Below are 25971 nucleotides of genomic sequence, written 5' to 3' on the forward strand. Positions count from 1 at the left end.
GCAATTTTAGTGAAGGAATGAACGCTGTAACAAACTTACCTAAATATAATTTGAAAGGTGTAATTATAAAAAACTTAAAATTACATAATTGTTTTTATTATGGAATGATTGATAAAGTTTTGTATTATTACAAAGAGAATAATTATCCCGTTAATTGGCATATATCTTCAGACACTGCGAGTGTGAATGACTATAAATGTCAAAAGGCATTCACGAAATTTGGAGGCAGAAAATATACTGCTTGGTTTACTCGCCAGCTTCCAATTAGCAATGGTCCCTACGTATTTGGAGGTTTACCAGGATTAATAGTTTCAATCAGTGATGCAACGGACAGCTACAAATTTGAGCTAACTCGCGTGTATCAACCCGATGAAAGTTATCATATAGTATTTCCTGGAAATGCAATATTCTATAAACAGCCTGGTAAATTTGTATCCAAACTTGAGTATTACCGCAGCTACTATGATTATCAAGAAAATTTTTTTGGTAAAGCCGTAGCTAGTGGAATGGCCAGGTTTAATGATGAAGATGGCCTTGTCAAATCTTATCGAGAAAAATTAAAGCATCGCAATAATCCCATTGAACTTGATTACAAAAAACCGTAATCGATTTGATTTTCTTCCTTATCTACTTCTACTGCTTGCACTAGCTAGCTGTGAAACCACCCACGCCCAAACCATCCTCACCGGCACCGCCCGCAACGCCGCCGGCCAGCCACTGGAAGGCATTCTGATTGAGGTCGAGACCAAGACGCCGCCGCCGGCTTCGGCCTTCGTGATTTCGGGGGCCGATGGCGGCTTTACCCTCACCCTACCCCCCACCCCGGCCAGCGACTCGCTGCGCCTCTCGGCCCGCGCCCTGGGCTACGCCGAGCAGCTCGTGCGCCTGGCCAACTGCAGCCAGTCGGTGGCGCTGACTATGCGTGAGCAGGCCACCGTGCTCAAGGAAGTGGTGGTGCAGGGCGCGCCCATCACGCGCAGCCACGACACGCTCAGCTACCAGGTGGCTGCCTTTGCCAATAAGCAGGACCGGGTGATTGCCGACGTGCTTAAGAAAATGCCGGGCATTGAGGTGGCGAGCGACGGGCAAATCAGCTACGAGGGGCGGCCCATCAGCAAGTTTTACATCAACGGGCAGGATTTGCTGGAAGGCCGCTACAACCTGGCCAGCGACAACCTGCCCGCCGACGCCGTGCAGAGCGTGCAGGTGCTCGAGAACCACCAGCCCATCCGGGCGCTCGACAAGTTGATTCACCCCGACAACGCGGCCTTGAATCTCCAGCTCAAGAAGAAAGTAACCGCCACCGGGCAGGCGCGGCTGGGCGCGGGCCTGGTGCCGTCGCCCGCATCGGCGCTCTGGAACGCCAACGTGTCGCCGATGCTCTACACGCCCCGGCAGCAGCTCATTGACACCTACCAGAGCAACAACACCGGCCAGGACGTGGCCGCCGAGCTGAAGCCCCTGACCCTGGCCGACTTGCAGCAGCAGAGCGAGAGTAGCAACCAGAAGCCCGACCTCACCCACATTCAGGGCCTGGGCCAGCCGCCGGTGGCCGCCAACCGCTACCTCTTCAATAAAGTGCAGCTGCTGAGCGCCAACCACTTAGTGACCATCAGCAAGGAGCAGCAGCTGCGGGTGAACGCCTCGTATTTGCACGACGAGCAAACGCGGCGCGGCAGCACCCGCACCGCCTACTACCTGCCCGACGGCCGCACGGTGGCCCTGACCGAAGCCAAAACCGACCGGCTGCGCTTCAACACCCTGCAAACCGATTTGGCCTACATCAAAAACGTTAAAGACTACTACCTCAAGAATACGCTGAGCCTGGAAGGGCGCTGGGATGCGCAGACCGGTGACATCTACCGGGAGGAGGCGCAGACGCGCGTCGCGCAGGCGGCGCGCAACCCGTTTTTCGGGGTTACGAACCGGCTGGGGCTGGTGCGGCCGTTGCGCGGGGGGAAGATTTTGCAGGTGTCGTCGCTGGTGTTTTACACCAACTCGCCGCAGCGGCTGGCGGTGAGTCCGGGCGTGTTCGCGGCGGCGCTCACGGGCGGCGCGGCCACCGACACGGCCCGGCAGCAGGTGCGGCAGGGGTCGTTTTTCACGAGTAATTCGCTGGGCCTGACCGCCAGCCGGGGCCACTGGGCGTATTCGGGCACGGTGGGCTTCTCAGAGGAAATCCAGCGCCTGACCTCAAACCTGACGACCGCGCCGGAGCCGCCGCCTACCCCCCTGCCCCTGCGCAACGACCTGCACTGGGCGCGGGGCCGCTACTACGCCCAGCCCGGCCTCAGCTACAAGGCCGACACCTGGAATGCGAGCCTCGACGCACCCATTAGCTACTACGATTTTCGGGCTAGTGACCCTGGCTTCGAGGCCGGGCAGCGCTCGCGGGTGCTGGTGGCCGCGCCGCGCCTGAACCTGCGCCGCGACCTGGGGGCACTCTGGTACGCTTCGGGGGGGGTAGGGCTGAATAATGGTTTCGGCGATATTTCGCAGTTCAACTACGCCTACCTGCTACGCGACTACCGCACCTTGCAGCGCAACGACGCGCCGCTGCCGCGCAGCATTGGGCAGAATTACCACGCGGGCATTTATTTCAAAAATCCGCTCAAGTCGTTGTTTTTCAATGCCAATTATTCGTTGAATTCGACCTTGACCAACCGCTTGTACAGCAACCAGGTAGACAGCAGCGGCGCGCTTACTACGGTGGCGCTGGACCAGGACAGCCGCCGCGTGAGCCACTCGGCATTTGGCGGCGTGAGCAAGTTCAGCAGCCCCTGGAAAACCAATTTCAGCCTGAACCTGACGGGCAGCCTCAGCCGCCAGCCGCAGGTGCTGAATGGCACGCTGGCCCGCACTACCAGCCGCACGGGCACGGCCACGTTCAAGGCCAGCTGCTCGGCCTTCGACTGGGGCAGCCTGGATTACAGCGCCAGCTTCACGGCGTTGCGTAGCACTGTGGACGGCGGCCCTACCCCCCCGCTGGCCGTGCTGCAAGACCACCACGCCAGCGTGAGCGTGTTTCCGGTGGGCCGCCACGCCCTCACGGCCGCCGCCGACTACTACGCCAGCCGGGGGCCGGCCGCCCCGGTGCGGGCCTTTTTTGCTGACCTCACCTACCGCTACACCTTGCCCACGGCCCGCAAAATCGACCTGGAAGTGCGCTGGAATAATATTTTCGATACCCGGCAGTACCAATACGGCTTCGTCAATCAGTTCTCCTTAGTACAGAATACCTACCAGTTGCGGCCGGCGCAGGTGCTGGCGGTAATGCGGCTGTCATTGTGAGTTGGGAGCTATTTAAACCGTTTGTCATTGCGAGCGCAGCGAAGCAATATTTCCTCCCGTCAGGGGTAGCAAACCTAGCGATGCGAACGACCAGGAAAAATTGCTTCGCTTTGCTCGCAATGACAAACGGCTTTCGTGCGAATCCTGAGTAACCCATAATGCGCCGCTGGCCGTACTTTTACCGGGCCAGATTTGCTGGCACTTTTCCTCTTACCCTCACGCTAGTCCTATGAAAGTTACCGTAGTTGGGGCGGGCAACGTGGGCGCTACTTGCGCCGACGTACTCGCCACCCGTGAAATTGCCAACGAAGTCATTTTGGTTGACATCAAGGAAGGCTTCGCCGAAGGCAAAGCCCTCGATATCTGGCAGAAAGCCCCCATCATCGGCTACGACACCCGCACGGTGGGCGTAACCAACGACTACGCCCGCACCGCCGGCTCGGAGGTGGTCGTCATCACCTCGGGCCTGCCCCGCAAGCCCGGCATGAGCCGCGACGACCTGATTTCGACCAACGCCGGCATCGTGAAATCGGTGACCGAGCAGGTGGTGAAGCACTCGCCCAACGCTATTATCATCATCGTGAGCAACCCGCTCGACGTGATGACTTATCAGGCCCACCTCACCGCCAAGCTGCCCCGCGAAAAGGTATTCGGCATGGCCGGCATCCTGGACACGGCCCGCTACCGCGCCTTTCTGGCCGAAGCGCTGAACGTGAGCCCCAAGGACATTCAGGCGGTGCTCATGGGTGGCCACGGCGACACGATGGTGCCCCTACCCCGCTACACCACCGTGGGCGGCATTCCGGTGACCGAACTCATTGATAAAGAGAAGCTGAACGCCATTATCGAGCGCACCAAGTCGGGCGGCGGCGAGCTGGTGAAGCTTATGGGCACTTCGGCCTGGTACGCGCCCGGCGCGGCGGCCGCCCAAATGGTGGAAGCCATCGTGCGTGACCAGCGCCGCGTGTTTCCGGTGTGCCTGGAGCTGCAAGGCGAGTACGGCATCAACGGCGTGTACCTCGGAGCCCCGGTTATCCTGGGCAAAAACGGCGTGGAGCGCGTGATTGAGCTTCAGCTGAATGACGAGGAAAAAGCAATGCTCGAAACCTCGCGCGGCCACGTGAAGGAGGTAATGGACGCGCTGGATAAAATGAGTGCGGCAGCGTAAGCAGCTGGCGTTTAAAAACATAAAAAGGTCCTGCTGAGTGTTTCAGCAGGACCTTTTTAGTGTCAAGAGGCCATAATAACTGTTAGCTGTTCCGCATTTATTTCCAGGTAGAAGCTGGCGCAGTTGTCCAATTGCTTTAACTCTTCCATATGCCGCCCAATAATCTTCAGCAACTCCTTGTCGCGCAAGCCATTGCCCGTGCGGATATGCACTAATTTTCGAGGGCTACGCCGCAGTAAATAGCTGTTGCGAAAATCCTCATTCTTCGTAAAAATTACGTAGTCGTTCTGGTCAGCATAGGCGCTTATTTCCGCGTCAGTACTTTCTGATTTACGGGGTAGGACGTTGGCATGAGTCGCACTCACGCCTCGTGCATTCAGAAACTTGGTAAGCCGCACCGATAAATGCACGTCGCAGAGCACTTTCATTGGGGATTAGCCAGCACTTCGCTCAATGGCCGCCCACTGGCCAGCAAGCCCGCGTATTGCAGCACGGCTAATATATCCTCGCGCTCCAACTCCGGGTGTTCTTTCAGAATTTCTTCGTTGGTCATTCCCGAAGCCAATAAATCAAGCAGCACGACCACCGGCCAGCGCATTCCACGCACAATGGGCTTGCCGTGACAAATTTCGGGGTTGATAGTTATGCGCGTGAGGTAGTTCATAAAACGAATTTACGACTATGGCACCGTAAAAGCCAGTCCGTTCTGCGTCGGCATTTTTACTGCCCACGTCTACCTTTGGAACCTACGCTATGCCTACCCCCCGACCCGCTACCTTACTCATCCAGACCGCCTTTATCGGCGACGTTATCCTAGCCACGGCGCTGGTTGAGTACCTGGCCGCCCACGAGCCCGGCGCGCCGCTCGATGTGCTGGTGCGGCGCGGCAATGAAGGTTTACTGGCCGGCAACCCGCACATTCGGCGGGTGCTGATTTGGGATAAAAAGGATAAAAAATACCCGAACCTGCTGCGCTTGCTGCGGCAAATTCGACGGGAGAAATATCAGCGTGTCGTCACGTTGCAGCGCTTCGCCAGCACGGGTTTTCTCACGGCGTTTTCGGGCGCGATGGAGCGGGTAGGGTTCGCGGAGAATCCATTTAGTCGATTTTTTACGCGCCGCGTACCGCACGTTATCGGCGACGGCACGCACGAGGTGGAACGGAATTTAAATTTAATTAAAAATGATAAATTAAAGAGTAAAAATGAACCAGGGAATTACGTCAGGGAATTAATTGACACTGATTCTGAAAACGCAATTTTTAATCCCTCATTTTTAATTTTTAATTCAAAACCTCGCCTCTACCCTACCACCGCCGATGAGGCCGCTGCCGCGCCCTACGCGGCCGTGGGGCAATACGTATGTATCGCGCCTACTTCGGTGTGGTTTACCAAGCAGTATCCCGAGGAAAAGTGGCTGGAATTACTGGCCGCCCTACCCCCCCATTTGCTGGTGTACCTGCTCGGCGGGCCGCCCGACGCGGCCGCCTGCGAGCGGTTGGCACGGGTGGCGGGGCGGCCGGGTTTGGTGAATCTGGCGGGCAAATTATCATTGCTGGCTTCGGCCGCGCTGATGCGCGGGGCGGTGCTGAACTACGTCAACGACTCGGCTCCGCTGCATTTGTGCTCGGCGGTAGATGCGCCGGTGTGCGCCATTTTCTGCTCCACGGTGCCACGGTTCGGGTTTGGGCCGCTGAGCACATTTTCGCGGGTGGTGGAGCATCCGGGGCCGCTGGCCTGCCGGCCGTGCGGGCTGCACGGGCACGCGCGCTGCCCACTGGGGCACTTTCGCTGCGCGCTGGAAATCGAAACCCTGCAGCTGCTGGCGGTGCTGGAGGAGGCGTTGAAGTTTCGGGTTTCGGGTTCTTAATTACCCATCAACACCGCCACGCTCAGCCAGGCCAAGCCCAGCACCACTACCCCCCCCAGCGCGGTCAGCCACCACGGATGCCGATAGTTACCCACGATGGCGGGCCGGTAGGCTGCTACCAGCAGGGGGCCCAGCGTGAGCGGCAGGATGAAGCCGTTGAGCGTGCCGGCCAGCACCAACAGGCGAATCGGCTTACCGATGGTGATGAAAATCAGCGTGGAAACCAGAATGAAGGCGAGCGTGACCAGCCGCTCGTGCCGACCAATAATTGGACCCAGCGATTTCAAAAACGACACTGACGTGTAGGCCGAGCCGATAATCGACGTAATGGCCGCCGCGAATAGCACGACTCCAAATAATTTGTAGCCCAGCGGCCCGGCCGCCAGCCGGAATACCGAGGCCGGCGGGTTGGCTTTATCAATAAGTAGCCCCTGGCTCACGACGCCCAGCGCGGCCAAAAACAGCAGCACCCGGATAACCGACGCCACCGAAATGCCCAGCACGGCGCTGCCCGTGGCCTGCGGCACGGCGGCCGGCCCGCGCACCCCGGCATCGAGCAGGCGGTGGCCGCCGGCGAACGTGATGTAGCCGCCTACCGTGCCGCCCACCAGCGTGATGATGGCCAGCAGGTCAATATGCGTGGGCGCGACCGTGCGGCGCAGCGCCTCGCCCACGGGTGGGTGCGAAGTAACGGCCACGTACACAATGACTAACAGCAGTAGCGCGCCCAGCGCCTGGGTGGTACGGTCCATTGCCCGGCCGGCTTCTTTTACCATAAAAATGACGATGGCCAGCCCCGCCGTGAGCAGCGCGCCCAGCGGCAGCGACAGGCCGAATAGCACGTTCAAACCGAGCGCCGCGCCGGCCACGTTGCCGATATTGAAGGCCAGGCCGCCCAGCGCCACCAGCCCCGCCACGAGGCTACCCAGGCCCGGCAGCACCGCGTTGGCGAGGTCGGGGGCCCGGCGCTCGGCCACCACCATGATGCGCCAGACGTTGAGCTGCACCACCAAATCAATCAGAATCGACACCAGAATAACAAAGCCGAAACTGGCCCCGAGCTGCTGCGTGAAAACGGTGGTTTGGGTAAGAAAGCCGGGACCGACGGCCGAGGTCGCCATCAGGAAAGCCGCGCCCAGCAGCACGCCCCAGTCGGTACGGCGCGGGCTCATCGGGCGGGGGTAGGGCGCGGGGCGCTAACCGCGATAGTAGCGGCGGCCAGGGCGGCGCGCAGCTGCCGGGCAAAGTCGAGCGCGTGCGCGCCGTCGCCGTGCAGGCACACCGTATCGGCCCGAATGGCAACTTCCTCACCCGACTGCGCCCGCACTTTTCCTTCGGTTATCATCTTGATTACCTGGCTTATAGCCGTGGACGCGTCGGTAATCAGGGCATCGGGCTGGCGGCGGGGCGTGAGGGTGCCGTTGGCCTGGTAGGTGCGGTCGGCGAAGACTTCGTGGGCGGTGGTGAGGCCGATTTTCTCGCCGGCTTTGGTCAGTTCGGAGCCGGCCAGACCGTAGAGTGTTAATTCAGGCTGCACTTTATAAATGGCTTCGGCGATGCTTTCGGCCAGCCGGGCGTTGGTAGCGGCCATGTTATAGAACGCGCCGTGGGGCTTGAGGTGGTGCAGGCGGCCGCCCTCGGCGCGCACCACGGCGGCCAGCGCACCGAGCTGGTACACGGTCATCTCAAACGCCTCATCGGGCGAAATGTCCATGTTGCGGCGGCCGAAGCCTACTAAATCGGGCAGGCCGGGGTGCGCGCCAATTGCTACCCCCTGCCGCAGGGCCAGGCGCACGGTCTGGCGCATCACGCCGGGGTCGCCGGCGTGGAAGCCGCAGGCCACATTGGCGGAGGTGATGAGCGGCATAATCTCGGCATCCTGGCCCAGGGTCCAGGCCCCGAAGCTCTCGCCCAAGTCGCAGTTCAGGTCAACGGTAGCGGCAGTACGTAGGGCAAGGTTCAGGGCAGGGTCCACGGCAGGTTCAGAGCAGAGATTTCAGGTAAACGGCCCGCGCCAAGACCCGCAGCCGCTCTTCCTGCGCAAGATACAGGGCCTGCGCCTGGGCCAGCGCCACTTGCTGGAAACGCAGCTGCGCGCCCGGCAGCGCCTGCGCCAGCCGGCCCACATCGGCCGAAATGACCTGCCCCGGGCGCGGATAGCCGCCGGTGGTCTGGCAGTCGGCCAGCAGCAGCAGGGGCTGGCCACCGCCCGGCACCTGCACCGTGCCAGCCGTCACGGCGCTCGACAGCAGCTCGGCCGTATCCAGGCGGGCCAGCGCCGGCCCGCGGAGGCGGCAGCCCATGCGGTCGGCCTCAGTGGTGACGGTGAAGGTTTCTGCCCAAAGAGCCTGCTGGCTGGCCGGCGCGAATTGCTCATATTCGGGGCCGGCTAGCGCCCGCAACATCACTTCCGCCCCCAGACGGGGGGTAGGAACCGGCGCGATATGCCAGAGCGCGGCAGCCCAGCCAACGGCTTTTGCCGGGGCTAATTGGGCGAATAATCGGCGGCTGGTGGCCGGCCACTCGCCCACCGGCAGCACGTCACCGGCTCGCAGCGCCCTACCCCCCATTCCACCCAAAGCGGCGCGCAAATAAGTGCTGCGGCTACCCAGCACCGGCGGCACGGCCACGCCGCCGGCCACCGCCAGCCATGCCCGACCAGGCACCGGGCCGGCTCTGAAAGCCAGCGTCGCACCGGCCCGCACCGCCACCGGCCGCCCATGCGGCACCGCCTGCCCGCCGATACTTGCCGCCAGGTTGGCCCCGGTGAGAGCCAGCAGCGCATCGGCCTCAAAATGCAGGGTAGGGCCGCGCAAAGTGAGTTCGAGGCCCGCGTAATTTTCAGGATTTCCCACCAATAAATTGGCCGTACGCAGCGCTTCCGCATCGAGCGCACCACCGCGCACAACGCCGACTTTTTGGTAGCCGAAGCGGCCCAGGTCCTGCACGGTAGTCAGCAGGCCGGGCGACAAGACCCTGATGCTCATGCCTCCATCTTCTTAAAATCAGTTTCAGAAATCGGCACAAAGCGCAGACGGTCGCCGGCTTGCAGCAGGCTGGGCGGGGTGCGGCCGGCCGCGAACAGCCGGCGCGGCGTGCGGCCGATGAGCTGCCAGCCGCCCGGCGTGGGCAGCGAGTAAATGCCCGTTTGCGCGCCCGCAATGCCCACCGCGCCGGCCGGCACCAGCGGCCGGGGCACGGCCCGGCGCGGGGTGGCTAGCCGCGCATCGAGCCCGCCGAGGTAGGGAAAACCCGGCGCGAAGCCCAGCATGTACACCAGGTATTCGGCCGCCGAATGCAGCTCAATTACCGCCGCTTCGCTCAGCCCGTTGTGTTGAGCCACGGCCGCCAGGTCGGGGCCAAAGTCGCCGCCGTAGCACACCTGAATCTCCACCAGCGGGCCGGGCGCGTAGTCGGCCGCGAGGACCTGGGCGGCGGGCAACAGGCTTTGCAAGTAGCTGGCTACTTGCTCATAAGGCGAAATTTCAGCGTTTTGGCTCAACTCCCACGAGTCGTAATACACGGTGAGGGTCGTGAAGGCGGGCACATACTCGCGCAGACCGGGCGGCGGGTTTTGGTCGAGCAACTTGGCCAGCGCCTGAATGAGCCGGTGCATGGCGGGGTCAATGCGTTGGCCCAGCTCCAGCGTCACGGCCGCGTCGCCGAGGGGGTAGCAGCGGACGAGGGGGGTAGGGATGCGCATGGCGGGCGAAATTGCGCATACTTTCGCCTTTTCCATGCCTTTTTCCTTCCGCACCTGCGCCGCCTTCGGCGGCTTGCTGCTGGCCGCCGCCTGCCAGCGCGCCGCCTATCCCACCACGGCCGCCCCGCCCGTGGTACCCGGCGTGAGCCGCGAGCTAGCCGATTTTCGCCAGCAAACCATCAGCCGGGTGGCTTACGACCTAAGCCTGACGGTGCCCGCCGACCAAGCCGCGCCGGTGCGCGCTGAGGAAGTCGTCAGCTTCGAGCTGCGCGGCAACCGCCACCCGGTGCAGCTCGATTTTAAGGGCCAGGCCAGCCAGTTGCGCAGCCTCACCATCAATGGCCAGCCCGCCGCCCCCGACTACCGCCAGGAGCACTTGGTGCTGCCCGCCGCCGCGCTGCGGGCAGGTCACAACGTAGTGCACATTGGCCTGACTGCCGGCGACTTATCCCTGAACCGCAATCCCGATTACCTCTACACGCTGCTCGTACCCGACCGCGCCCGCACGGTGGTGCCGGTGTTCGACCAGCCCAATCTGAAGGCGACCATTACGCTGTCGCTCACCGTGCCGGCGGCGTGGCAGGCGGTGGCCAATGGCGCGCTGCACGACTCGCTGCGCACGGCAGGGCAAACAACTTACCATTTCCTACCCTCCGATTCTATCAGCACCTACTTGTTTTCGTTTGCGGCGGGCAGGTTTACGCCGGTTCGCCGCACGGTGGGGGGTAGGGAAATGAATTTGCTGCACCGCGAGACGGACTCGACCAAAATCCGGCTCAGCGTGCCGGTTATTTTCCAGCTGCACGGGGCGGCGCTGGTGTTTATGGAAAACTATACCGGCCTGCCCTACCCCTTCCAGAAGTTCGACTTCACGGCTATCCCCGACTTTCAGTACGGCGGCATGGAGCACGTGGGAAACATTGATTACAAGGCATCTAGCTTGTTTTTGGATGAGGGCGCGACCCAGGACCAGCTGCTGGCCCGCCAGAACCTCATCGGCCACGAAACGGCCCACATGTGGTTCGGCGACCTCGTGACGATGCAGTGGTTCAACGACGTGTGGATGAAGGAGGTCTTCGCCAATTTTATGGCCGATAAGATGATTCCAGAAGAAAAACCACGATTCATTGACCCTGAAGAAAATTATTGGCTGGGCAGAAAACTTGGTTATCAGCTTCCAGTTCAGCAACTACAGCTGCTCAAATTCCTCACCGACCACTACCCCGCCGCCTACGCCGTGGACCGCACCGCCGGGGCCAATCCCATTCGCCAACCTCTTGATAACTTGCAGGATGCGGGCTCGCTCTACGGCGGTATCATCTACCACAAAGCGCCCATTATGATGCGGCAATTGGAGCGGCTAATGGGCGAGCAACCCTTCCAGGACGGCGTGCGGGAATACCTCAAAAAGTACGCCCACGGCAACGCCACCTGGCCCGACCTCATCACGATTCTCGACGCCCACACGCCCGCCGACCTCGTGGCCTGGAACCAGGTGTGGGTGAACCAGCCCGGCCGCCCGGTATTCGACTACGCCGTGGAAACGCCCGCCGGCCAGCCCGCGCAACTCGTCATCCGGCAGCGCGCCGAGGATGGCTCGGACCGCCTCTGGCCGCAGCAGTTTGAGGTGCGGCTCGCCTACCCCACCGGCGCTAAGGAACTGACCGTGAATATGAATCAGCGCGAAGTGCGGCTGCCGCTGCCAGCCGGCGCGCCCGCTTCCGTGCTGCTCAATTCCCAGGGCCTCGGCTACGGCGTGTTTCCGGTGGCCCCGGCCGTGGCCGATAACTTGGCCGCGCTAACGGACCCGGTGGCCCGTGCCAGCACCTACATCGCCCTCTACGAGAACATGCTGAACGGCCGCGGCCTGGCCCCCCGCCCGCTGCTAGACCGCTACCTCGCCCAAACCGCCCACGAAACCAACGACCTCAATATCAAGCTGCTGACCGGACAGCTGAGCGATATTTTCTGGAAGTTTCTACCCCCCGCCGAGCGCCGGGCCCTGGCCCCGACCGTGGAACAAGCTCTTTGGAAAGCCATGCAGGCCCAGCCGCGCCCCGGCGAGCAAAAGCTGTATTTCAAGGCGTACCAAAACATCGCGCTCACGCCCGGAGCGCAAAAGCGCCTCTATGAAATCTGGCTTGCGCAAAAAGCGTCCGGCCTGGTGAAGCTAACCGAGGACGATTACACCAGCCTAGCCCTAGTGCTGGCCGTGCGCGACTACCCCGCGCCGCAACCCATTCTACCCCAGCAGCTTGCCCGCATCAAAAACCCCGACCGGCGGCAACGACTGGAGTTTCTAATGCCCGCCCTCTCGCCCGACGTGGCGGTGCGCGACCAGTTTTTTGCTTCGCTAAAAGACGAAAAAAACCGCGAGAAGGAAGCCTGGGTCACGGCCGCGCTCGGCTACCTGCACCACCCGCTGCGGCAGGCCACGTCGGAAAAATATTTACCTGAGAGTCTGAATTTACTGAGTGAGATTCAGCAGACGGGCGACATCTTTTTTCCGGGCGCGTGGTTACAGGGTACGCTCGGCGCGTACCAGTCGCCGGCCGCGGCGCGGGTCGTGCGCGACTTTCTGGCGGCGCACCCTACCTCCGGCTACAACCCGCAGCTGCGCGCCAAGCTGCTGCAAGCGGCCGACGACTTATTTCGGGCCGAGAAGCTGGTGCGGTAGCGTGGACGCTGCGAGTCCACGCGTGCGTAATGTTGTTTAGTGCTACCACGCGCGGACTCGCAGAGTCCACGCTACGGGCGCGACCTTTGTGCCTTTCGATGGTTTATCCTTTCCATGACTGATTATCACCAATTCGAGTACCCCAATGGTATTCGCCTGCTGCACAAGGAGGTACCGCATACTAAAATCGCACATTGCGGCTTTTTGCTCGATGTGGGCTCGCGCGATGAGCAGGCGCACCAGCAGGGGCTGGCCCATTTTTGGGAGCACATGGCCTTTAAGGGCACGCACAAGCGCAAGTCGTTTCACATTCTGAATCGCCTCGAAACCGTGGGCGGCGAGCTGAACGCCTACACCACCAAGGAGAAAATCTGCTTCTACGCCACGCTACTGAGTACGCACTTTGAGCGCGCGTTCGAGCTGCTTACTGATTTGACTTTCAACTCGATATTCCCTGAGAAAGAGGTTGAAAAAGAGCGCGGCGTGATTCTGGAAGAGATGAGCATGTACCAGGACGCGCCGGAAGATGCCATAGTGGACGACTTTGACGCGGTGATTTTTGGCGAGCACCCGCTGGGCGTCAATATCCTAGGCACCCGCGAGAGCGTAAGCAGCTTCCAAACGGCTGATTTCCACGCTTTCTACGGTGAAAACGTGCGCACCGACCGGCTGGTATTCAGCTCGGTCAGCAACCTGCCATTTAAGGAAGTGAAGCGGCTGGCCGACCGGTTTCTGGCGCCCCTACCCCCCCGATTGGGGCCACACGCCCGCCGGCCATTCAGCGGCTACGTGCGCCAGGACCGCACCGAGGCGCGGCCCATTTCGCAGGCGCACTGCCTGGTGGGCGGCCCCGCCTACCCCCTCACCGACGAGCGGCGGGTGCCGTTTTTCATGCTCAACAACATCCTGGGCGGCCCCGGCATGAACTCGCGCCTTAACCTGGCCGTGCGCGAGAAATACGGCTTAGTGTATACTATTGACAGCTCGTATTCGCCCTACACCGACACGGGTTTGTTCGGCATTTACTTCGGCACCGAGGCCAAGCAGCTGAACCGCACACTGGGCCTGGTACAGAAGGAGTTGAAGCTACTACGCGACAAAGAGCTGACCACCAGCCAGCTGCACGTGGCCAAAAACCAGCTCATGGGCCAGCTCGCTATGAGCGAGGAGAGCAATTCGGGCCTGATGCAGCTGCTGGGCAAAAGCACGCTGGACCTGGGCCGCGTGGAGCCGCTAAGCGAGATTTTCGGCAAAATCGAGCGCGTCACGGCCGCCGAGCTGCGCGAATTGGCGAATGAGGTGCTGACGGAGGAAAATCTGAGCGTGCTGCGCTACGTGCCGGAGAAGTAGCGCGAACTTTCCAGTTCGAGCGCGAGCGAAGCGAGCAGCTCGCACTCGAAGTCGTTCGATTCTGCCTGCTCGCTTCGCTCGCGCTCGAACTGGAAAGTTCGCGCTACCTTCTATGCCCCTACCCCCCTTCGGCCACGTAGGCTCGGCCCAGGCGGGCGACTTGTTTCACTCGCGGCTGGAATTATCTCTGCTGGGGCAGCACCGGCCGCGGCGGGCGGGCGTGTGCGCCACGGCCGCGCACGGGGCCGAAAGCATTATTCTGGCCGACCAGTACGAGGACGACGAAATCCACGACGACTACTTCTGGTACGCCGGCCACGGCGGGCGCGACGCCAAAACCGGCCACCAGGTAGCTGACCAGCAGCTCGATGCGCGCAACCAGGGTTTGCTGCGCAGCCAGGAAACCGGCCGGCCGGTGCGCGTATACCGGCGTATCGAGGTGGCTCCCGCGCCGTGGCAGTTTCGCTACGAGGGGCTGTGGCGCGTGGGGACGCACGAGTACGGGCCGGGCAAGTCGGGCTTTCGGGTGTACCGCTTTCGGCTGGAGCCGTGGCCGGCGGCCCCTACCCCCCTTTCTTATGACTGACGACCAAATCCAGGCCTATGCCGAAGCCCACTCTGAAGCGGAGCCGCCACTGCTGCACCAGCTTTGGCGCGAAACGCACTTGCAGCTGCTGATGCCGCGCATGGCCACCGGGCACTGGCAGGGGCGGCTACTGAGTATGCTTACGCACCTCATTCGGCCGCGTAAGGTGCTGGAAATCGGCACGTTTACGGGCTACGCCACGCTGTGTTTAGCCGAAGGAATGGCCCCGGACGGGCACCTGCACACAATCGAAATTAACCCCGAGCGGGCGAGCCGCATCCGGCGCTACGTGGCGGCGGCGGGCCTAGCCGAGCGCGTGACGCTGCACCTCGGCGACGCGGCCGATAGTTTGGCCGGGTTGGTCGGCGAAACCTGGGACTTAGTCTTTATTGATGCGGATAAAATCAGTAATGCACGGTACTTTGAGCTGGTAATCAATCAGGTGCGGCCCGGCGGCCTGGTTATCGTAGACAATGTGCTGTGGGGCGGCAAGGCCCTACCCACCTACCCGCTTAAAGCCAACGACCACGATACTAGGGCCGTGCGTGCCTTTAATGAGCAAGTGCAACGCGACCCGCGCGTGGTGCCCCTGCTGCTGCCCGTGCGCGACGGCTTGCTGCTGCTGCGACGGATAGTTTAAAAATGAGGTGGTTTGTCATTGCGAGCGCAACGAAGTGAAGCGCGGCAATCTTTCCTGGTCGTTCGCATAACGCGGTTCACTAATCCAACGATTAGGAAAGATTGCTGCGCTCCACTTCGTTGCGCTCGCAATGACAAACGGCTCAACTCCTACCCCTCCCCTATGCGTTTTCTACTCTTCGCACTCTCATCCTACCTACTGACCTTCAACGCCTTTGCCCAAAGCATTGTGCGGGGTAAGGTGCTCGATGGCAAGGACCAGAGCCCGCTCATCGGGGCCAACGCGGTGCTCGTGCACCTGCCCGACTCGGTGCGCACGGGCACGGCAGTGGGGCCCGATGGCGGCTTTCAGCTGGATAACGTGGCCCCCGGCCGCTACCTGTTCGTGGCGTCCTACGTGGGCTACCAGGACCAGCGCCAGCCAGTAACCGTGGCGGCCGGCGGCGCGCCCGTAGTGCTACCCCCGGTGGCGCTGCAAGCCGGCGGCGTGACCCTGAAAACGGTGGTCGTGACCGGCCAGGAAGTGGCGGTGGTGCAGCGTGGCGACACGACCAGCCTCAACGCGAAAGCCTTCAAAACCAACCCTGATGCCACGGCCGGCGACCTCATTACCAAGATGCCGGGCATCTCGGTGGATGCCACGGGCAAGACCCAGGCCCAAGGCGAGGCCGTGCAGCAGGTACTGGTAGATGGCAAGCCTTTTTTTGGCACCGACCCCGACGCGGTGCTCAAAAACCTGCCCGCCGACGCCATCGACCGGGTGGAGATTTTCGACCAGCAGAGCGAGCAGAGCCGCTTTTCGGGTTTCAACGACGGCAACACCCAGAAGACGCTGAACATCATTACCAAGCCCTCGTTTCGCAACGGGCAGTTTGGGCGGGCGGTGGTGGGCGCGGGCACCAATCGCTACCGCGCTAGCCTGAACCTCAACGACTTCCACAACGACCGGCGTACCACGGTGCTAGCCCAGAGCAACAACGTGAACGAGCAAAATTTTGGCACTGATGACTTATTGGGTGTCATCGGCAACTCGGCCCCCGGCGGGGGGGGTAGGGGCGGCGGGGGCGGCGGCGCGGGCTCCAGCCCCAGCGACTTTCTGGTGAGCCAGAACGGGGGCATCAGCAAGACCACGGCGGCGGGGGTGAACTACTCGAACTCGTGGAATAAAAAAACCGAGCTGACGGGTAGCTACTTTTTTAATCATTCTACTAATACGCTTAATACCAATACCTTGCGTCAATATGTGCTGCCCGGCCAGAGCAACACGACGTACCGCGCCAACTCGCTGTCGGGCAGCACCAATACCAACCACCGGGCGAACGTGCGCTTCGACCAGAAGATTGACTCGATGACGTCGGTACTGTTCCGGCCCCGGCTGTCGTGGCAGCAGAACGATGCCAACCAGACGCTGACCGGCGTCACGGCCCGCGAAGGCGTGACGCAAAGCCAGATTAATACGCTGTACGGCTCGAATAACCAAGGCGCTAACCCGGCCGGCGACTTGCTGCTGCGCCGCAAAGTGGGCCGCCGCGCCGGCCGCACGCTCTCGCTGAGCCTCAATGGCGCGTATAATTCGCGCAATGGTACTTCGCTGCTGAACACGACCAGTAACGGTGGCGCGGGTACCAACCTCAATCAGCAGTCGCTGCTGACGCAGCACGGCAGCACCCTGGCCGGTAACCTGGCCTATACCGAGCCGGTGGGCCAGCACGCGCAGTTGCAAGCCAACTACGCGCTGAGCTACGCGCCCAATAACTCGGACAAGCGCACCTACGACTTCAACACCGGCGACCAGCAGTACTCGCGCCTCGACACAGTATTGAGTAACGTATTCAATAACTACTACTTAACCCAGGGCGGCGGGCTGAGCTACCGCTACAATACGCGCAAGCTGCAAGCTTCGGTGGGGGCCAGCGCGCAGGTAGCGCGGCTGCAAGGCGACCAGACTTTCCCGAGGCCTGGCCCGGTAGATTATACCTTCTGGAACGTGCTGCCGCAGGCTAACCTAACGTGGCGGGCCGACCGCTCGCACAACTTGCGGCTCTTCTACCGCACCAGTACCAATGCACCGAGCATCAATCAGTTGCAGGCCGTGGTAAACAACTCCAATCCCTTGCAGCTAACCATCGGCAACCCGGCGCTGCGCCAAGAATACGCCCACAACCTAGTGGCCCGCTACACAGCCGCACGGGCCGATAAGAATAGTAATTTTTTCGCGTTGCTTTCGGGCAGCTACACCCAGAATCCTATCTCGAACCGCACGCTGGTGGCCATCCGCGATACCTCGGTGGTGCCCACCGGCACCGACCGCGCCGTGCGCCTGCCGGCCGGCGGCCAGCTTACGCAGTCTACTAACCTGCAGCAGCAGTACACGCTGCGCGCGCTGGCTAATTACGGCCGGCCGCTCACGGTTATCAAATCGAATATCAACGTGTCGCTGGGGGCCACGCTTAGCCAAAACCCCGGTCTGGTAAACAACGCGCTCAACTACGCCCGTACCCCGGCCCTGACCGGCGGCCTCACGCTGAGCAGCAACATCAGCCCGCAGGTAGACTTTACGCTTTCCTCTAACTCGACCCAGAGCTACGTGCGCAACACGCTCAGCAAGCAGCTCAATAATGCGTATTTCAACCAGCTTACCCGTTTGAAATTCAGCTGGATAGTGGGGCCGGGCATTTCATTTCAGACCGACGTGGCGCACCAGCTCTACCGGGGCCTGAGCGCCGCTTACAACCAGAATTACGTGCTCTGGAATGCCTCGCTCGGTAAGAAGCTCTTTCCCGGCCAGCGCGGCGAAATCAAGCTCTACGCCTTTGATATCCTGAAGCAGAACCGCGCCATTCAGCGCAACGTAAGCGTGGCGTATTACGAAGACGTGCAAACGACCGTCCTGCAACAATACCTTATGCTGATGTTTACTTATAACATTCGTTCGGCCAACATGACGGCCCTACCCACCGCGCCCGAAGGAGGACCGGGCGGCGGGCGGCGCGGGCGCGGCGGCTTCGATGGCTCGCCCGGCGGGGGTAGGCCGGGGGGCGGCGGCTTCGGGGGCCCACCCGGCGGCTAGTAGTGGCTCAAAATTCTTACCCCGCTTTTTTTGCCTAACTTGCCCGCTGTAAGCAGGGTGAAACACTGACTGGCACATCGTTATGAAAAGACTATTCCCGGCTTTATTGCTGGGGCTGGCCAGCCGCTCGGCGCTGGCCGCGGCTCCGCCCACTGTGCCCGCCACCCTCGACCTGGTGGGCCTGCGCCTGACGCTCGACGACGATGCCCGCCAGCTGGTGCAGGCCAAGGTGAACAGCCTGTGCCGCCACCAATCTTCGCTGGATGCCCGCGTGGCGCTGGCCGAGGCCGCGTTTCCGCTCATTGACAAGGTATTGGCTGAAGAAGGCGTGCCGACCGACTTTCGCTACCTGGCCTTGCAGGAAAGCGCCTTGCAGGGCAACGCCGAGAGCCCCCACGGGGCCGTAGGCTACTGGCAGCTCAAGCGCGAAACTGCCCTCAGCCTGGGCCTGACCGTGAACGGCAGCATCGACGAGCGCCGCCACCTCACGGCCAGCACCCGCGCCGCCGCCCGCTACCTCACCCGCAACAACGCGACCCTGCACAACTGGACCAACGCGCTACTGAGCTACTACACCGGCCTGGGCGGCGTGCGCGCCTACACCCGACCCGACGATGCCGAGGCCCACGATATGCGCTTCACGAGCCGCACCAATCAGTACCTGCTCGATTTTGTGGCGCAGAAGGTGGTGTTTGAGCCGGCCTGCGCGCAGCAAACGGTGCCCTTCGTGCCCTGGCGTGAGGTGCCCGCCACCGCCGGCCAAACGCTGGCTCAGCAAGCCGCCGCTCTGGCCGTTGACCCCAGCACCGTGGCTCAGCTAAACCCTTGGCTACTAGCCCGCGAAATACCCGAAGACGGCCACGCCTACACCATTTTGGTGCCCCTGGCTGCCGCGCCGCCGGTGGTCGCGGCGCGCCCTACCCCCTCCCCTACGCCCGAAGACCCAGACAAGGCATTGGCAACTGTCAATAGCCTGCCCCCGGAGGTACCAGAGCCGCCCGTGCAGCCGCTGCCCAGCTCGCGTACCCAGCCCGCCCCTACCCCCCCAGTCCCCCCGAGCCGGCCCGTAGTGCTGGCCCCAGCGCCAGCCCCTACCCCCCCAGCCGCGGCCAGGCCCGATTTTACGCACCCTTACTTGGTGGCTCCCGGCGAAACGCTCTACGGCCTAGCCCGGCGCGTAGGCGTGCGCCCCGCTGAGCTAGCCGCTTGGAATAACCTGCCGCCCGACGCCGGCCTGCGCGCCGGCCAGATGCTACACCTTAGCCCGCCCGCCGCCGAGCCAGTGCTGGCCGCCGAAGCTAGCGCCCTCTATACCGTGGCGGCCGGCGATACGTTTTACAGCATTGCTCATCGCTACGGTTGCACCGTGGCTACCCTGGCTGCCCAAAACGAGCGCACCGATGTTACGCTGCTGCACATCGGAGAGATGCTGCGCGTACCGCGGCTTTAAATTTAGCGTTAAGGGCAAAGAGCCAAAAAGGCCCGCCTGAATTATCAGGCGGGCCTTTTTGGCTCTTTGCCCTTAACTTTTAACTCTAACCTTACAATCCGCTCAGAGCTACAGCGCGGTAGGCGGCAGCGCGGCCCACGGCGGCTTTTAGGTCGTCTTGCAGGGGGCGGCTGCTGAGGATACGGGGGTGCAGGTCGAGCAGGGTGCCATCTTCAGCAAGGAGGATGGCACTGGGCAGGCGCTCGACGCTATAGGCTTGGCGCACGGCCGACTGGCTACCGGCCGGCACGTGCACCTGAATGCCACCCAGGGATGGGCTTGCACAGGCGATACCCTGCTGCCAGCTGCTCAGGTTCTCATCCAGGGCCACCATCACAATCTCAATGGGTTGGCCCACGAGCGCGGCGGTTAGCTCCTTCAAATAGGGGATTTCACGTTGGCCGGCCGGATAGCGGCTGTCCCAGAACATAAGGTAGACGAGCTTACCCCGCAGGCTCCGCAGCGACAGTGGCCGGCCATTAACCAGGCGCAGCGAAATTTCGGGGGCGGGGCTGCCGATGGCAAACGACTGGTGGTCGGCCAGGTCGGTGCGCAGCAGAGCTACCCAGCTCGCCGGGGCCTGAGCCGAGGCAGCATAGGTAGTGAGCAGAGCCTGAGCGTGGGCGATATGCCCCTGCCGGATGGTTTCGAGCACAAGGCGGCCCAGCACGACGGGGCGGGCCTCGGCGTGCAAGATGTTGTCGGCCAGGCGGTAGCACGCCGGAAAATACGCCGGGTCACTGGGCTGGGTACCCCCAACGCGCGCCTGGTAGTGCACATAGTCGAGCAGAAAATCCTGATAGTGCGGGCTGGCTATCGCCACCTCATTACCAGGCAGCAGGCCGGGCTCCTTCAGAAAATCAAAGTAGTCGGGCGAGAGCATAATTCGCGGCTGCCCGGCCACGGTTTGTTCGCGCAGGTCGGCGTAGGTGAGGCGGTCTTCGGCGTAGGTGTAAGCGATGTCGGCCTCGGCGTAGGCCCGGAAGGCGGAGGTCAGGTGGCCGCGCCGGTCGGCCTGTTTCAACAAGGCCTGCTCGCGGTCGCGGCGGTAGTTCAGAAAGGTCAGAAAACCTCGCTCAAGCAGCTTAATATTTTCGGGAAGCACCTGGTAATCATCACTATTACCATAGTGCCGGCTAAACTCTTGTAAGTAGTTATTGGCAGCGGCAGCGGGGCGGTGGGTGGCTCCATCACCCGAGTCGAATCGGGCCGTGCCGGCCAGGTTGGGCGCATCTCCGTGGAGCATTAGCACGTCGCCGGGCTCCAGGAACACGGTTAGCTCCTCGTCGCCGTAGCTCAGCTGAGCCAGCAGAGGCTGGGCCACCGGCACGGTTAGGTCGAAATCCCCATTGGGCTCTATGTGCACGGCCCGCTGCTGCTCGTGGGTAGCCAGGGGCTGGCCCCACCAGCGCAGCAATAATTTATCGGTTCCAGTATTTAGTAAGTGGCCACGCAGCTCGGCAGTAGTTTGCGCCGCGGCGGGTCCGGCCAGGAAAAGGAGGCTAGCAATCCAGAGGGTTAGTGATTTCATTCACAAGAATTAATGGTCGGGGTAACTAAGCACTAAGCTGCGAAGGTAACAGGCACTTCGCCCTAAGGTTACGCCTGCGGAGGGCGCAGCGTTCCCGCAAGCGGCGTATTTCCAAAATTGTCGCCAGCTTTACGCCCCAATCCTTACCACCCCTACCCCATGTCGCAGCACAAAGAAGTCAAGCTCGTTACTACCCACCAAATGCTGGCGATGAAGCAGCGGGGCGAAAAAATCTCCATGCTCACGGCCTATGACTTCTCGATGGCCCAGATTCTGGACGGCGCGGGGGTTGACGTGCTGCTGGTCGGCGACTCGGCCTCCAACGTGATGGCCGGCCACGAAACGACCCTACCCATCACCCTCGACCAGATGATATACCACGCCCAGAGCGTGGTGCGGGCCGTGAAGCGGGCTTTCGTAGTGGTCGATATGCCCTTTGGCTCGTACCAGGGCAACAGCAGCGAGGCGCTGCGCTCGGCCATCCGCATCATGAAGGAGAGCGGCGGCCACGGCGTGAAGCTTGAAGGCGGGGCCGAGATTAAGGACAGCATCGTGCGCATTCTTACGGCGGGCATCCCGGTGATGGGCCACCTTGGCCTTACCCCTCAAAGCATCTATAAATTTGGCACTTACAACGTGCGGGCCAAGGAAGAAACCGAGGCGCAGAAGCTGATTGAGGATGCCCACCTGCTCCAGGAAATTGGCTGCTTCGGGCTGGTGCTGGAAAAAATTCCGGCCACCCTGGCCAAGCGCGTGGCCGAGGAGCTAACCATCCCAGTCATTGGCATTGGGGCCGGGCCCGACGTGGATGGCCAGGTGCTGGTGGTGCACGACGTGCTGGGCATCACCAAGGAGTTTCAGCCACGCTTTTTGCGCCGCTACGCCGAGCTGCACGACGTGATGACCCAGGCCGTGCAGCACTACGTGGCCGACGTGAAGAGCCGCGATTTTCCGAGCCGCGAGGAGGCGTATTAAGGAAACTGTTTGGGAAGCTGTCACGGACGTCAGATGAGCATGACGTTCGGCAGCGATGTTTTTAGGTTTTCTAAAAAAGGTTCTAATGGTAAATTAACTTTTTTTGCTACCTTCGCTTTGCAAATCAAAGTTCTTCGTAAAAAATGAGTTCACTACCCCCCTCTCTGCCCCAACGTGCCGGTGCCTGGGTGCGCACGTCCGTCACGCTCAAGCTATTGAGCATCGCGTTGCTACTGGGGCTGCTGCTGATTCCGAGCAGCATGGTGGAAAGCCTGATAACCGAGCGGGCGGCCAACCGCGACGCGGCTACCGCCGATATTAGCGCGCAGTGGGGCGGGGCGCAGCTGCTGCTGGGGCCGGTACTGGTGCTGCCCTACACTGCCACCGAAACGACCACCGAGAACGGTAAGTCGGTGACGACCAGCCGCACGCACTATGCGTGTATGCTACCCGACACGCTGGCCAGCACCGGAGAATTACTGCCCGAGCGGCGGCACCGGGGCATCTACGAGGCCGTGGTGTACCGGGCACGGCTGCGCGTGCGGGGCGTATTCCGGGCCCCCGCGCTGGCCGACCTGGGCGTGCGCCCCGCCGACGTGCGCTGGGGCGAGGCGTTCGTGGCGCTGGGCTTATCCGACCTCAAGGGCATTCGCAACGGCCTTACCCTCAGTTGGGACGGGCAGGCGCACCCCTTCGAGCCGGGCGTGCCCGACGCGGCGGTACTGCCTGCCGGCTCAGCTCCTTCGGTAAGCACGCAGGTGGCGACGGTAGTAGAAGAGCGCCAGCGCTACTCGCGGAGCAGTAGCGACCCAGAGGACGGCGGGCCAGGAGCCACGGCCAATGGCCTGAGTGCCCTGGTACCGCTGCCCGACGCGGCGGCGTTGGCCCTACCCCACCGCTTCACCCTCGACCTCGACCTGAACGGCAGCACGGGTTTGCTAGTGGCTCCACTGGGCCGCCAGACTACCCTGCACCTGACCGCACCCTGGGCCGACCCGAGCTTTATCGGGGCCTTTTTGCCAGTGCGCCGCACGCTGGGCGAGCAGCAATTCGCAGCCGACTGGCGGGTATTTCACCTCAACCGCAACTACCCGCAGCACTGGCGCACCGACGCCGAGCGGCCCAACGTGGACGGCTCCACGTTTGGGGTGCGGCTGCTGGTGCCGGTGAATGAGTACCAGAAGACGATGCGCACGGCCAAGTACGCCCTGCTGCCACTGGGGCTCACGTTCCTGGTTTTTTTCTTTGTAGAATTACTTAATCGGCGGCGCATTCACCCGTTTCAGTACCTGCTAGTGGGGCTGGCGCTAATTATTTTCTACGTGCTGCTGCTAGCGCTGGCCGAGCAGATGCCTTTCAACGCGGCCTACGCGCTGGCGGCGGCCACCATTGTGGGGCTGGTGACGGCCTACGCAGCGGCCAGCTTCCGGCAGCGGCAACCCACGCTGGCCACGGCCGGGGTGCTGGCGCTGGTCTACGGCTTCGTGTTCGTGGTGCTGCAATTGCAGGATTACGCCCTGCTGGTGGGTAGCATCGGGCTGGTCGTGGTGCTGGCGGTGGTCATGTATTTGTCGCGCAATATCAACTGGTATGCTACGGAGGCAGTCGAGCAAGCGTCGCCGGGTAGCTAGTCCGGCCGGGCGGCGTACCTTTGTACGCAGCAGCGGGGCACCGCCGATTTTTAAGGTGGTGCGGGGGTTTTGTGCGGCAGCGTAATTGCCCGGCCCCCTAGCCCGGTTTGCCGTCCCTTCAAGCCTGTCGTTACCGCCGCGTGAATCGCCCCAATCTCTGGTCGGAGCAGAAAGAAATTCTGTTCGAGGACAACCATTTGCTCGTCATCAACAAGCCCGCCGGCATCCTGGTGCAGGGCGACGAAACCGGCGACGAGCCGCTCTCCAACAAAGCCGCCGAGTACTTGAAATTCAAGTATAAAAAGCCCGGTGAAGCCTTCGTGGGCGTGGTGCATCGCATCGACCGACCCGTATCGGGCATCGTTATTCTGGCCAAAACCAGCAAGGCTTTGAGCCGGCTCAACGAGCTTTTTCGGGATAATAAAGTGCACAAAACCTACTGGGCGCTCACCGGCAAGCCCCCCGTGCCCGAGGCCGGCGCACTGGTGCACTGGCTGGTGAAAGACCCCATGCGCAACGTCACCAAAGCCTACCCCGAGCGCCACACGCAGGGCCAGCGCTCCGAGTTGAGCTACGAGTTGCTGGGCCCCGCCGCCAACCGCTACCTGGTGCAGGTGAACCCCGTGACCGGCCGCCCGCACCAGATTCGGGTGCAGCTGGCAACTGGCTTGGGCATCCCCATCGTGGGCGACGTGAAGTACGGCTTCCTCAACCCCCTGCCCGACGTCAGCATTGCCCTGCACGCCCGGCAGCTGGAGTTGCAGCACCCCGTCACGAAAGAGACCATGAAATTCGTGGCTCCCCTTCCCGATGCCCTGCACTGGGACGCGGCACGGGCCTTTTATAAGGAGTAAGGCGGGTAATCCGAGTAATGGGAATAATATCGTTCTCACGCTTGAACGACATTATTTCCATTACTTGAATTACCCGCCTTACTCTTTTGCCGGCTGGTAGTTCAGGCCAAAACCGCGGGCGTAATCGGTCAGGGGTTCCAGGTCCATGCTGGCCCGGCGCTCGTCCACGTGCGCTTCGTCAGCAATAGGAAAAAATTCGGGCTTGCCCGTCGTGGCGTTGTAGCGGTACTGGCTACCGTAAAGCTGCGGCTTATTCTGGTACGTTAGCACGCGGTCCTCCGTCAGCGCTAAATTTTGTTTCAACAGTTCGCCTTTGGCCGCTGCTTGGCGCATCAGGGGCAGGTATTTATGCATGGTGGCCAGGTTGGAGTGCTGAATAACAAGGAAGGCCGCATAGCTACCCGAACTGCCCGTAGGGCTCTTGGTGGGCCAGCCGTAGTGGTCAATAATAGCCGTCACGCGAGGTAAGTTGCGTGCGTCAGCCTGGATAATCACTTGATTCAGTGAATCCATCTGCAGTGATTTTGGCCCGAATTTCTTATACGTAGCTACCACGCTACGACGCGGTACCTGGTCAGATTTCAGTATTTCGGCTAGCTCACGCTTCAGCGGCTGGTTGATGTTGGCCTCGGCCCGCGCCACGGCGGCGGTCAGCTTGCGCAGCGTGGGCGGCCAGCGCTTATAGGCGTGCAGGGAGTTGAGGTCGCTATCCGTTTGGAGGTGCGTTGTGTCATCCCAACCGGCCTGGATGGCGCGGTCCAGGTTTTGAAAAGCCCGCGCGGGCTCGCCCGCCAGCGCCCAGCTGCACGCGGCGTTATAAAAGTCGCCCGCCGTGGGCTGGACTGCCGGCTGCCGAAAGCTCTCCTCATAGCGCTCCCCTGACTCGCGGTACTGCTTGTCGTGGTAAGCCGCTAAGGCTTGGTTGCGGAGCGGGGGTGGGGTAGCTTGGGCCTGAGCAGCCAAGCCCCAGCCCAGGCTCAGCAGTAATAGCAAAGCGTTTCGCATGGCGCAAGATAGGTCCGGAACTATTCCTGCGCCTTTCTACTCTTCTCAAACGGGGTGTAACATTATGGCATTGTGAAGCACGGGGCAGTTTTGGGCTAATAAGGAACCGTAATTTTGTGTTACCGGTGAACCA

At 61.8% G+C, this 25971-nt stretch carries 21 protein-coding genes; 13 read left to right on the forward strand and 8 right to left on the reverse strand.

Annotated elements, in window-relative coordinates; all coding sequences use genetic code 11:
- Positions 1 to 17 precede the first annotated feature (17 nt).
- The 3 genes from LC531_RS10730 (at position 18) to mdh (ending at position 4459) form a co-directional block, all read left to right on the forward strand.
- A complete protein-coding gene (locus LC531_RS10730) occupies positions 18 to 605 on the forward strand; it encodes a GLPGLI family protein (protein WP_223650287.1) in 588 nt (195 codons plus the stop codon).
- Positions 586 to 3291: a carboxypeptidase-like regulatory domain-containing protein gene (locus LC531_RS10735; RefSeq protein ID WP_223650288.1), complete on the forward strand. Its 2706-nt coding sequence runs from the start codon at positions 586 to 588 to the stop codon at positions 3289 to 3291. Before LC531_RS10730 ends, LC531_RS10735 begins: the two co-directional genes overlap by 20 nt.
- Positions 3292 to 3520: 229 nt before the next feature.
- On the forward strand, positions 3521 to 4459 hold the full coding sequence (gene mdh, locus LC531_RS10740) for a malate dehydrogenase (protein WP_223650289.1): 939 nt from the start codon (positions 3521 to 3523) through the stop codon (positions 4457 to 4459).
- Between the two features lie 62 nt (positions 4460 to 4521).
- Here mdh and LC531_RS10745 read toward each other — a convergent pair whose 3' ends face one another.
- Positions 4522 to 4887, reverse strand: a complete 366-nt coding sequence (locus LC531_RS10745) for a DUF5615 family PIN-like protein (RefSeq protein WP_223650290.1) — start codon at positions 4885 to 4887, stop codon at positions 4522 to 4524.
- On the reverse strand, positions 4884 to 5123 hold the full coding sequence (locus tag LC531_RS10750; RefSeq protein WP_223650291.1) for a DUF433 domain-containing protein: 240 nt from the start codon (positions 5121 to 5123) through the stop codon (positions 4884 to 4886). The genes LC531_RS10745 and LC531_RS10750 overlap by 4 nt, the downstream gene beginning before the upstream one ends.
- A gap of 89 nt (positions 5124 to 5212) precedes the next feature.
- Between LC531_RS10750 and LC531_RS10755 the strand changes: the two genes are divergently transcribed.
- On the forward strand, positions 5213 to 6328 hold the full coding sequence (locus tag LC531_RS10755) for a glycosyltransferase family 9 protein (protein ID WP_223650292.1): 1116 nt from the start codon (positions 5213 to 5215) through the stop codon (positions 6326 to 6328).
- Here the strand turns inward: LC531_RS10755 and LC531_RS10760 are convergent.
- The 4 genes from LC531_RS10760 to pxpB are packed head-to-tail and all read right to left on the reverse strand — an operon-like array spanning position 6325 to position 10031.
- Positions 6325 to 7500, reverse strand: a complete 1176-nt coding sequence (locus LC531_RS10760; protein ID WP_223650293.1) for an NRAMP family divalent metal transporter — start codon at positions 7498 to 7500, stop codon at positions 6325 to 6327. The two genes, LC531_RS10755 and LC531_RS10760, sit on opposite strands and share 4 nt — an antisense overlap.
- Positions 7497 to 8303, reverse strand: a complete 807-nt coding sequence (locus LC531_RS10765) for a LamB/YcsF family protein (RefSeq protein ID WP_223650294.1) — start codon at positions 8301 to 8303, stop codon at positions 7497 to 7499. Before LC531_RS10765 ends, LC531_RS10760 begins: the two co-directional genes overlap by 4 nt.
- A gap of 7 nt (positions 8304 to 8310) precedes the next feature.
- Positions 8311 to 9315 (reverse strand): 5-oxoprolinase subunit C family protein, encoded by a 1005-nt coding sequence (locus tag LC531_RS10770; protein WP_223650295.1) that lies wholly within the window; start codon positions 9313 to 9315, stop codon positions 8311 to 8313.
- A complete protein-coding gene (pxpB, locus tag LC531_RS10775; protein WP_223650296.1) occupies positions 9312 to 10031 on the reverse strand; it encodes a 5-oxoprolinase subunit PxpB in 720 nt (239 codons plus the stop codon). The genes LC531_RS10770 and pxpB overlap by 4 nt, the downstream gene beginning before the upstream one ends.
- Positions 10032 to 10065: 34 nt before the next feature.
- On the opposite strand from pxpB, the gene LC531_RS10780 reads away from it, so the two are divergent.
- The 6 genes from LC531_RS10780 to LC531_RS10805 all read left to right on the forward strand — a co-directional run bounded on the left by LC531_RS10780 (position 10066) and on the right by LC531_RS10805 (position 19803).
- The gene (locus LC531_RS10780; protein WP_223650297.1) at positions 10066 to 12708 is read left to right on the forward strand and encodes a M1 family aminopeptidase; all 2643 of its coding nucleotides are present in this window, start codon (positions 10066 to 10068) and stop codon (positions 12706 to 12708) included.
- Between the two features lie 114 nt (positions 12709 to 12822).
- Complete coding sequence (locus LC531_RS10785; protein WP_223650298.1) at positions 12823 to 14058, forward strand: M16 family metallopeptidase; 1236 nt, start codon at positions 12823 to 12825, stop codon at positions 14056 to 14058.
- A 112-nt stretch (positions 14059 to 14170) separates the two neighbouring features.
- On the forward strand, positions 14171 to 14644 hold the full coding sequence (locus LC531_RS10790; protein WP_223650299.1) for a YDG/SRA domain-containing protein: 474 nt from the start codon (positions 14171 to 14173) through the stop codon (positions 14642 to 14644).
- The gene (locus LC531_RS10795) at positions 14637 to 15284 is read left to right on the forward strand and encodes an O-methyltransferase (protein WP_223650300.1); all 648 of its coding nucleotides are present in this window, start codon (positions 14637 to 14639) and stop codon (positions 15282 to 15284) included. The genes LC531_RS10790 and LC531_RS10795 overlap by 8 nt, the downstream gene beginning before the upstream one ends.
- Positions 15285 to 15446: 162 nt before the next feature.
- Entirely contained in the window at positions 15447 to 18353 is a 2907-nt protein-coding gene (locus tag LC531_RS10800; RefSeq protein ID WP_223650301.1) for a TonB-dependent receptor, read from the forward strand.
- A gap of 82 nt (positions 18354 to 18435) precedes the next feature.
- A complete protein-coding gene (locus LC531_RS10805) occupies positions 18436 to 19803 on the forward strand; it encodes a lytic transglycosylase domain-containing protein (protein ID WP_223650302.1) in 1368 nt (455 codons plus the stop codon).
- Positions 19804 to 19894: 91 nt separating this feature from the next.
- On the opposite strand, the gene LC531_RS10810 is transcribed toward LC531_RS10805, so the two are convergent.
- A complete protein-coding gene (locus tag LC531_RS10810) occupies positions 19895 to 21373 on the reverse strand; it encodes a TlpA family protein disulfide reductase (RefSeq protein ID WP_223650303.1) in 1479 nt (492 codons plus the stop codon).
- Between the two features lie 159 nt (positions 21374 to 21532).
- Between LC531_RS10810 and panB the strand changes: the two genes are divergently transcribed.
- The 3 genes from panB to LC531_RS10825 all read left to right on the forward strand — a co-directional run bounded on the left by panB (position 21533) and on the right by LC531_RS10825 (position 24833).
- Positions 21533 to 22348: a 3-methyl-2-oxobutanoate hydroxymethyltransferase gene (gene panB, locus LC531_RS10815; RefSeq protein WP_223650304.1), complete on the forward strand. Its 816-nt coding sequence runs from the start codon at positions 21533 to 21535 to the stop codon at positions 22346 to 22348.
- 143 nt (positions 22349 to 22491) lie between these two features.
- Entirely contained in the window at positions 22492 to 23979 is a 1488-nt protein-coding gene (creD, locus tag LC531_RS10820; protein ID WP_223650305.1) for a cell envelope integrity protein CreD, read from the forward strand.
- Positions 23980 to 24119: 140 nt separating this feature from the next.
- Positions 24120 to 24833 carry an RluA family pseudouridine synthase gene (locus tag LC531_RS10825; protein WP_223650306.1) on the forward strand — a complete coding sequence of 238 codons (714 nt, stop codon included), beginning with the start codon at positions 24120 to 24122 and terminating at the stop codon, positions 24831 to 24833.
- Positions 24834 to 24911: 78 nt separating this feature from the next.
- On the opposite strand, the gene LC531_RS10830 is transcribed toward LC531_RS10825, so the two are convergent.
- The gene (locus LC531_RS10830) at positions 24912 to 25838 is read right to left on the reverse strand and encodes a DUF6624 domain-containing protein (protein ID WP_223650307.1); all 927 of its coding nucleotides are present in this window, start codon (positions 25836 to 25838) and stop codon (positions 24912 to 24914) included.
- Between the last annotated feature and the right edge of the window lie 133 nt (positions 25839 to 25971).

The organism is Hymenobacter psoromatis (assembly GCF_020012125.1).
Taxonomy (GTDB): Bacteria; Bacteroidota; Bacteroidia; order Cytophagales; family Hymenobacteraceae; genus Hymenobacter; species Hymenobacter psoromatis.

What these genes read in the sequence shown, in the direction of transcription:
- LC531_RS10745 (WP_223650290.1), bottom strand. Translation starts at nt 4,887, where the DNA reads ATGAAAGTGCTCTGCGACGTGCATTTATCGGTGCGGCTTACCAAGTTT.
- LC531_RS10800 (WP_223650301.1), top strand. Translation starts at nt 15,447, where the DNA reads ATGCGTTTTCTACTCTTCGCACTCTCATCCTACCTACTGACCTTCAAC.
- LC531_RS10730 (WP_223650287.1), top strand. Translation starts at nt 18, where the DNA reads ATGAACGCTGTAACAAACTTACCTAAATATAATTTGAAAGGTGTAATT.
- LC531_RS10770 (WP_223650295.1), bottom strand. Translation starts at nt 9,315, where the DNA reads ATGAGCATCAGGGTCTTGTCGCCCGGCCTGCTGACTACCGTGCAGGAC.
- LC531_RS10785 (WP_223650298.1), top strand. Translation starts at nt 12,823, where the DNA reads ATGACTGATTATCACCAATTCGAGTACCCCAATGGTATTCGCCTGCTG.
- LC531_RS10830 (WP_223650307.1), bottom strand. Translation starts at nt 25,838, where the DNA reads ATGCGAAACGCTTTGCTATTACTGCTGAGCCTGGGCTGGGGCTTGGCT.
- LC531_RS10810 (WP_223650303.1), bottom strand. Translation starts at nt 21,373, where the DNA reads ATGAAATCACTAACCCTCTGGATTGCTAGCCTCCTTTTCCTGGCCGGA.
- mdh (WP_223650289.1), top strand. Translation starts at nt 3,521, where the DNA reads ATGAAAGTTACCGTAGTTGGGGCGGGCAACGTGGGCGCTACTTGCGCC.
- creD (WP_223650305.1), top strand. Translation starts at nt 22,492, where the DNA reads ATGAGTTCACTACCCCCCTCTCTGCCCCAACGTGCCGGTGCCTGGGTG.
- pxpB (WP_223650296.1), bottom strand. Translation starts at nt 10,031, where the DNA reads ATGCGCATCCCTACCCCCCTCGTCCGCTGCTACCCCCTCGGCGACGCG.
- LC531_RS10795 (WP_223650300.1), top strand. Translation starts at nt 14,637, where the DNA reads ATGACTGACGACCAAATCCAGGCCTATGCCGAAGCCCACTCTGAAGCG.
- panB (WP_223650304.1), top strand. Translation starts at nt 21,533, where the DNA reads ATGTCGCAGCACAAAGAAGTCAAGCTCGTTACTACCCACCAAATGCTG.
- LC531_RS10760 (WP_223650293.1), bottom strand. Translation starts at nt 7,500, where the DNA reads ATGAGCCCGCGCCGTACCGACTGGGGCGTGCTGCTGGGCGCGGCTTTC.
- LC531_RS10755 (WP_223650292.1), top strand. Translation starts at nt 5,213, where the DNA reads ATGCCTACCCCCCGACCCGCTACCTTACTCATCCAGACCGCCTTTATC.
- LC531_RS10805 (WP_223650302.1), top strand. Translation starts at nt 18,436, where the DNA reads ATGAAAAGACTATTCCCGGCTTTATTGCTGGGGCTGGCCAGCCGCTCG.
- LC531_RS10780 (WP_223650297.1), top strand. Translation starts at nt 10,066, where the DNA reads ATGCCTTTTTCCTTCCGCACCTGCGCCGCCTTCGGCGGCTTGCTGCTG.
- LC531_RS10750 (WP_223650291.1), bottom strand. Translation starts at nt 5,123, where the DNA reads ATGAACTACCTCACGCGCATAACTATCAACCCCGAAATTTGTCACGGC.
- LC531_RS10790 (WP_223650299.1), top strand. Translation starts at nt 14,171, where the DNA reads ATGCCCCTACCCCCCTTCGGCCACGTAGGCTCGGCCCAGGCGGGCGAC.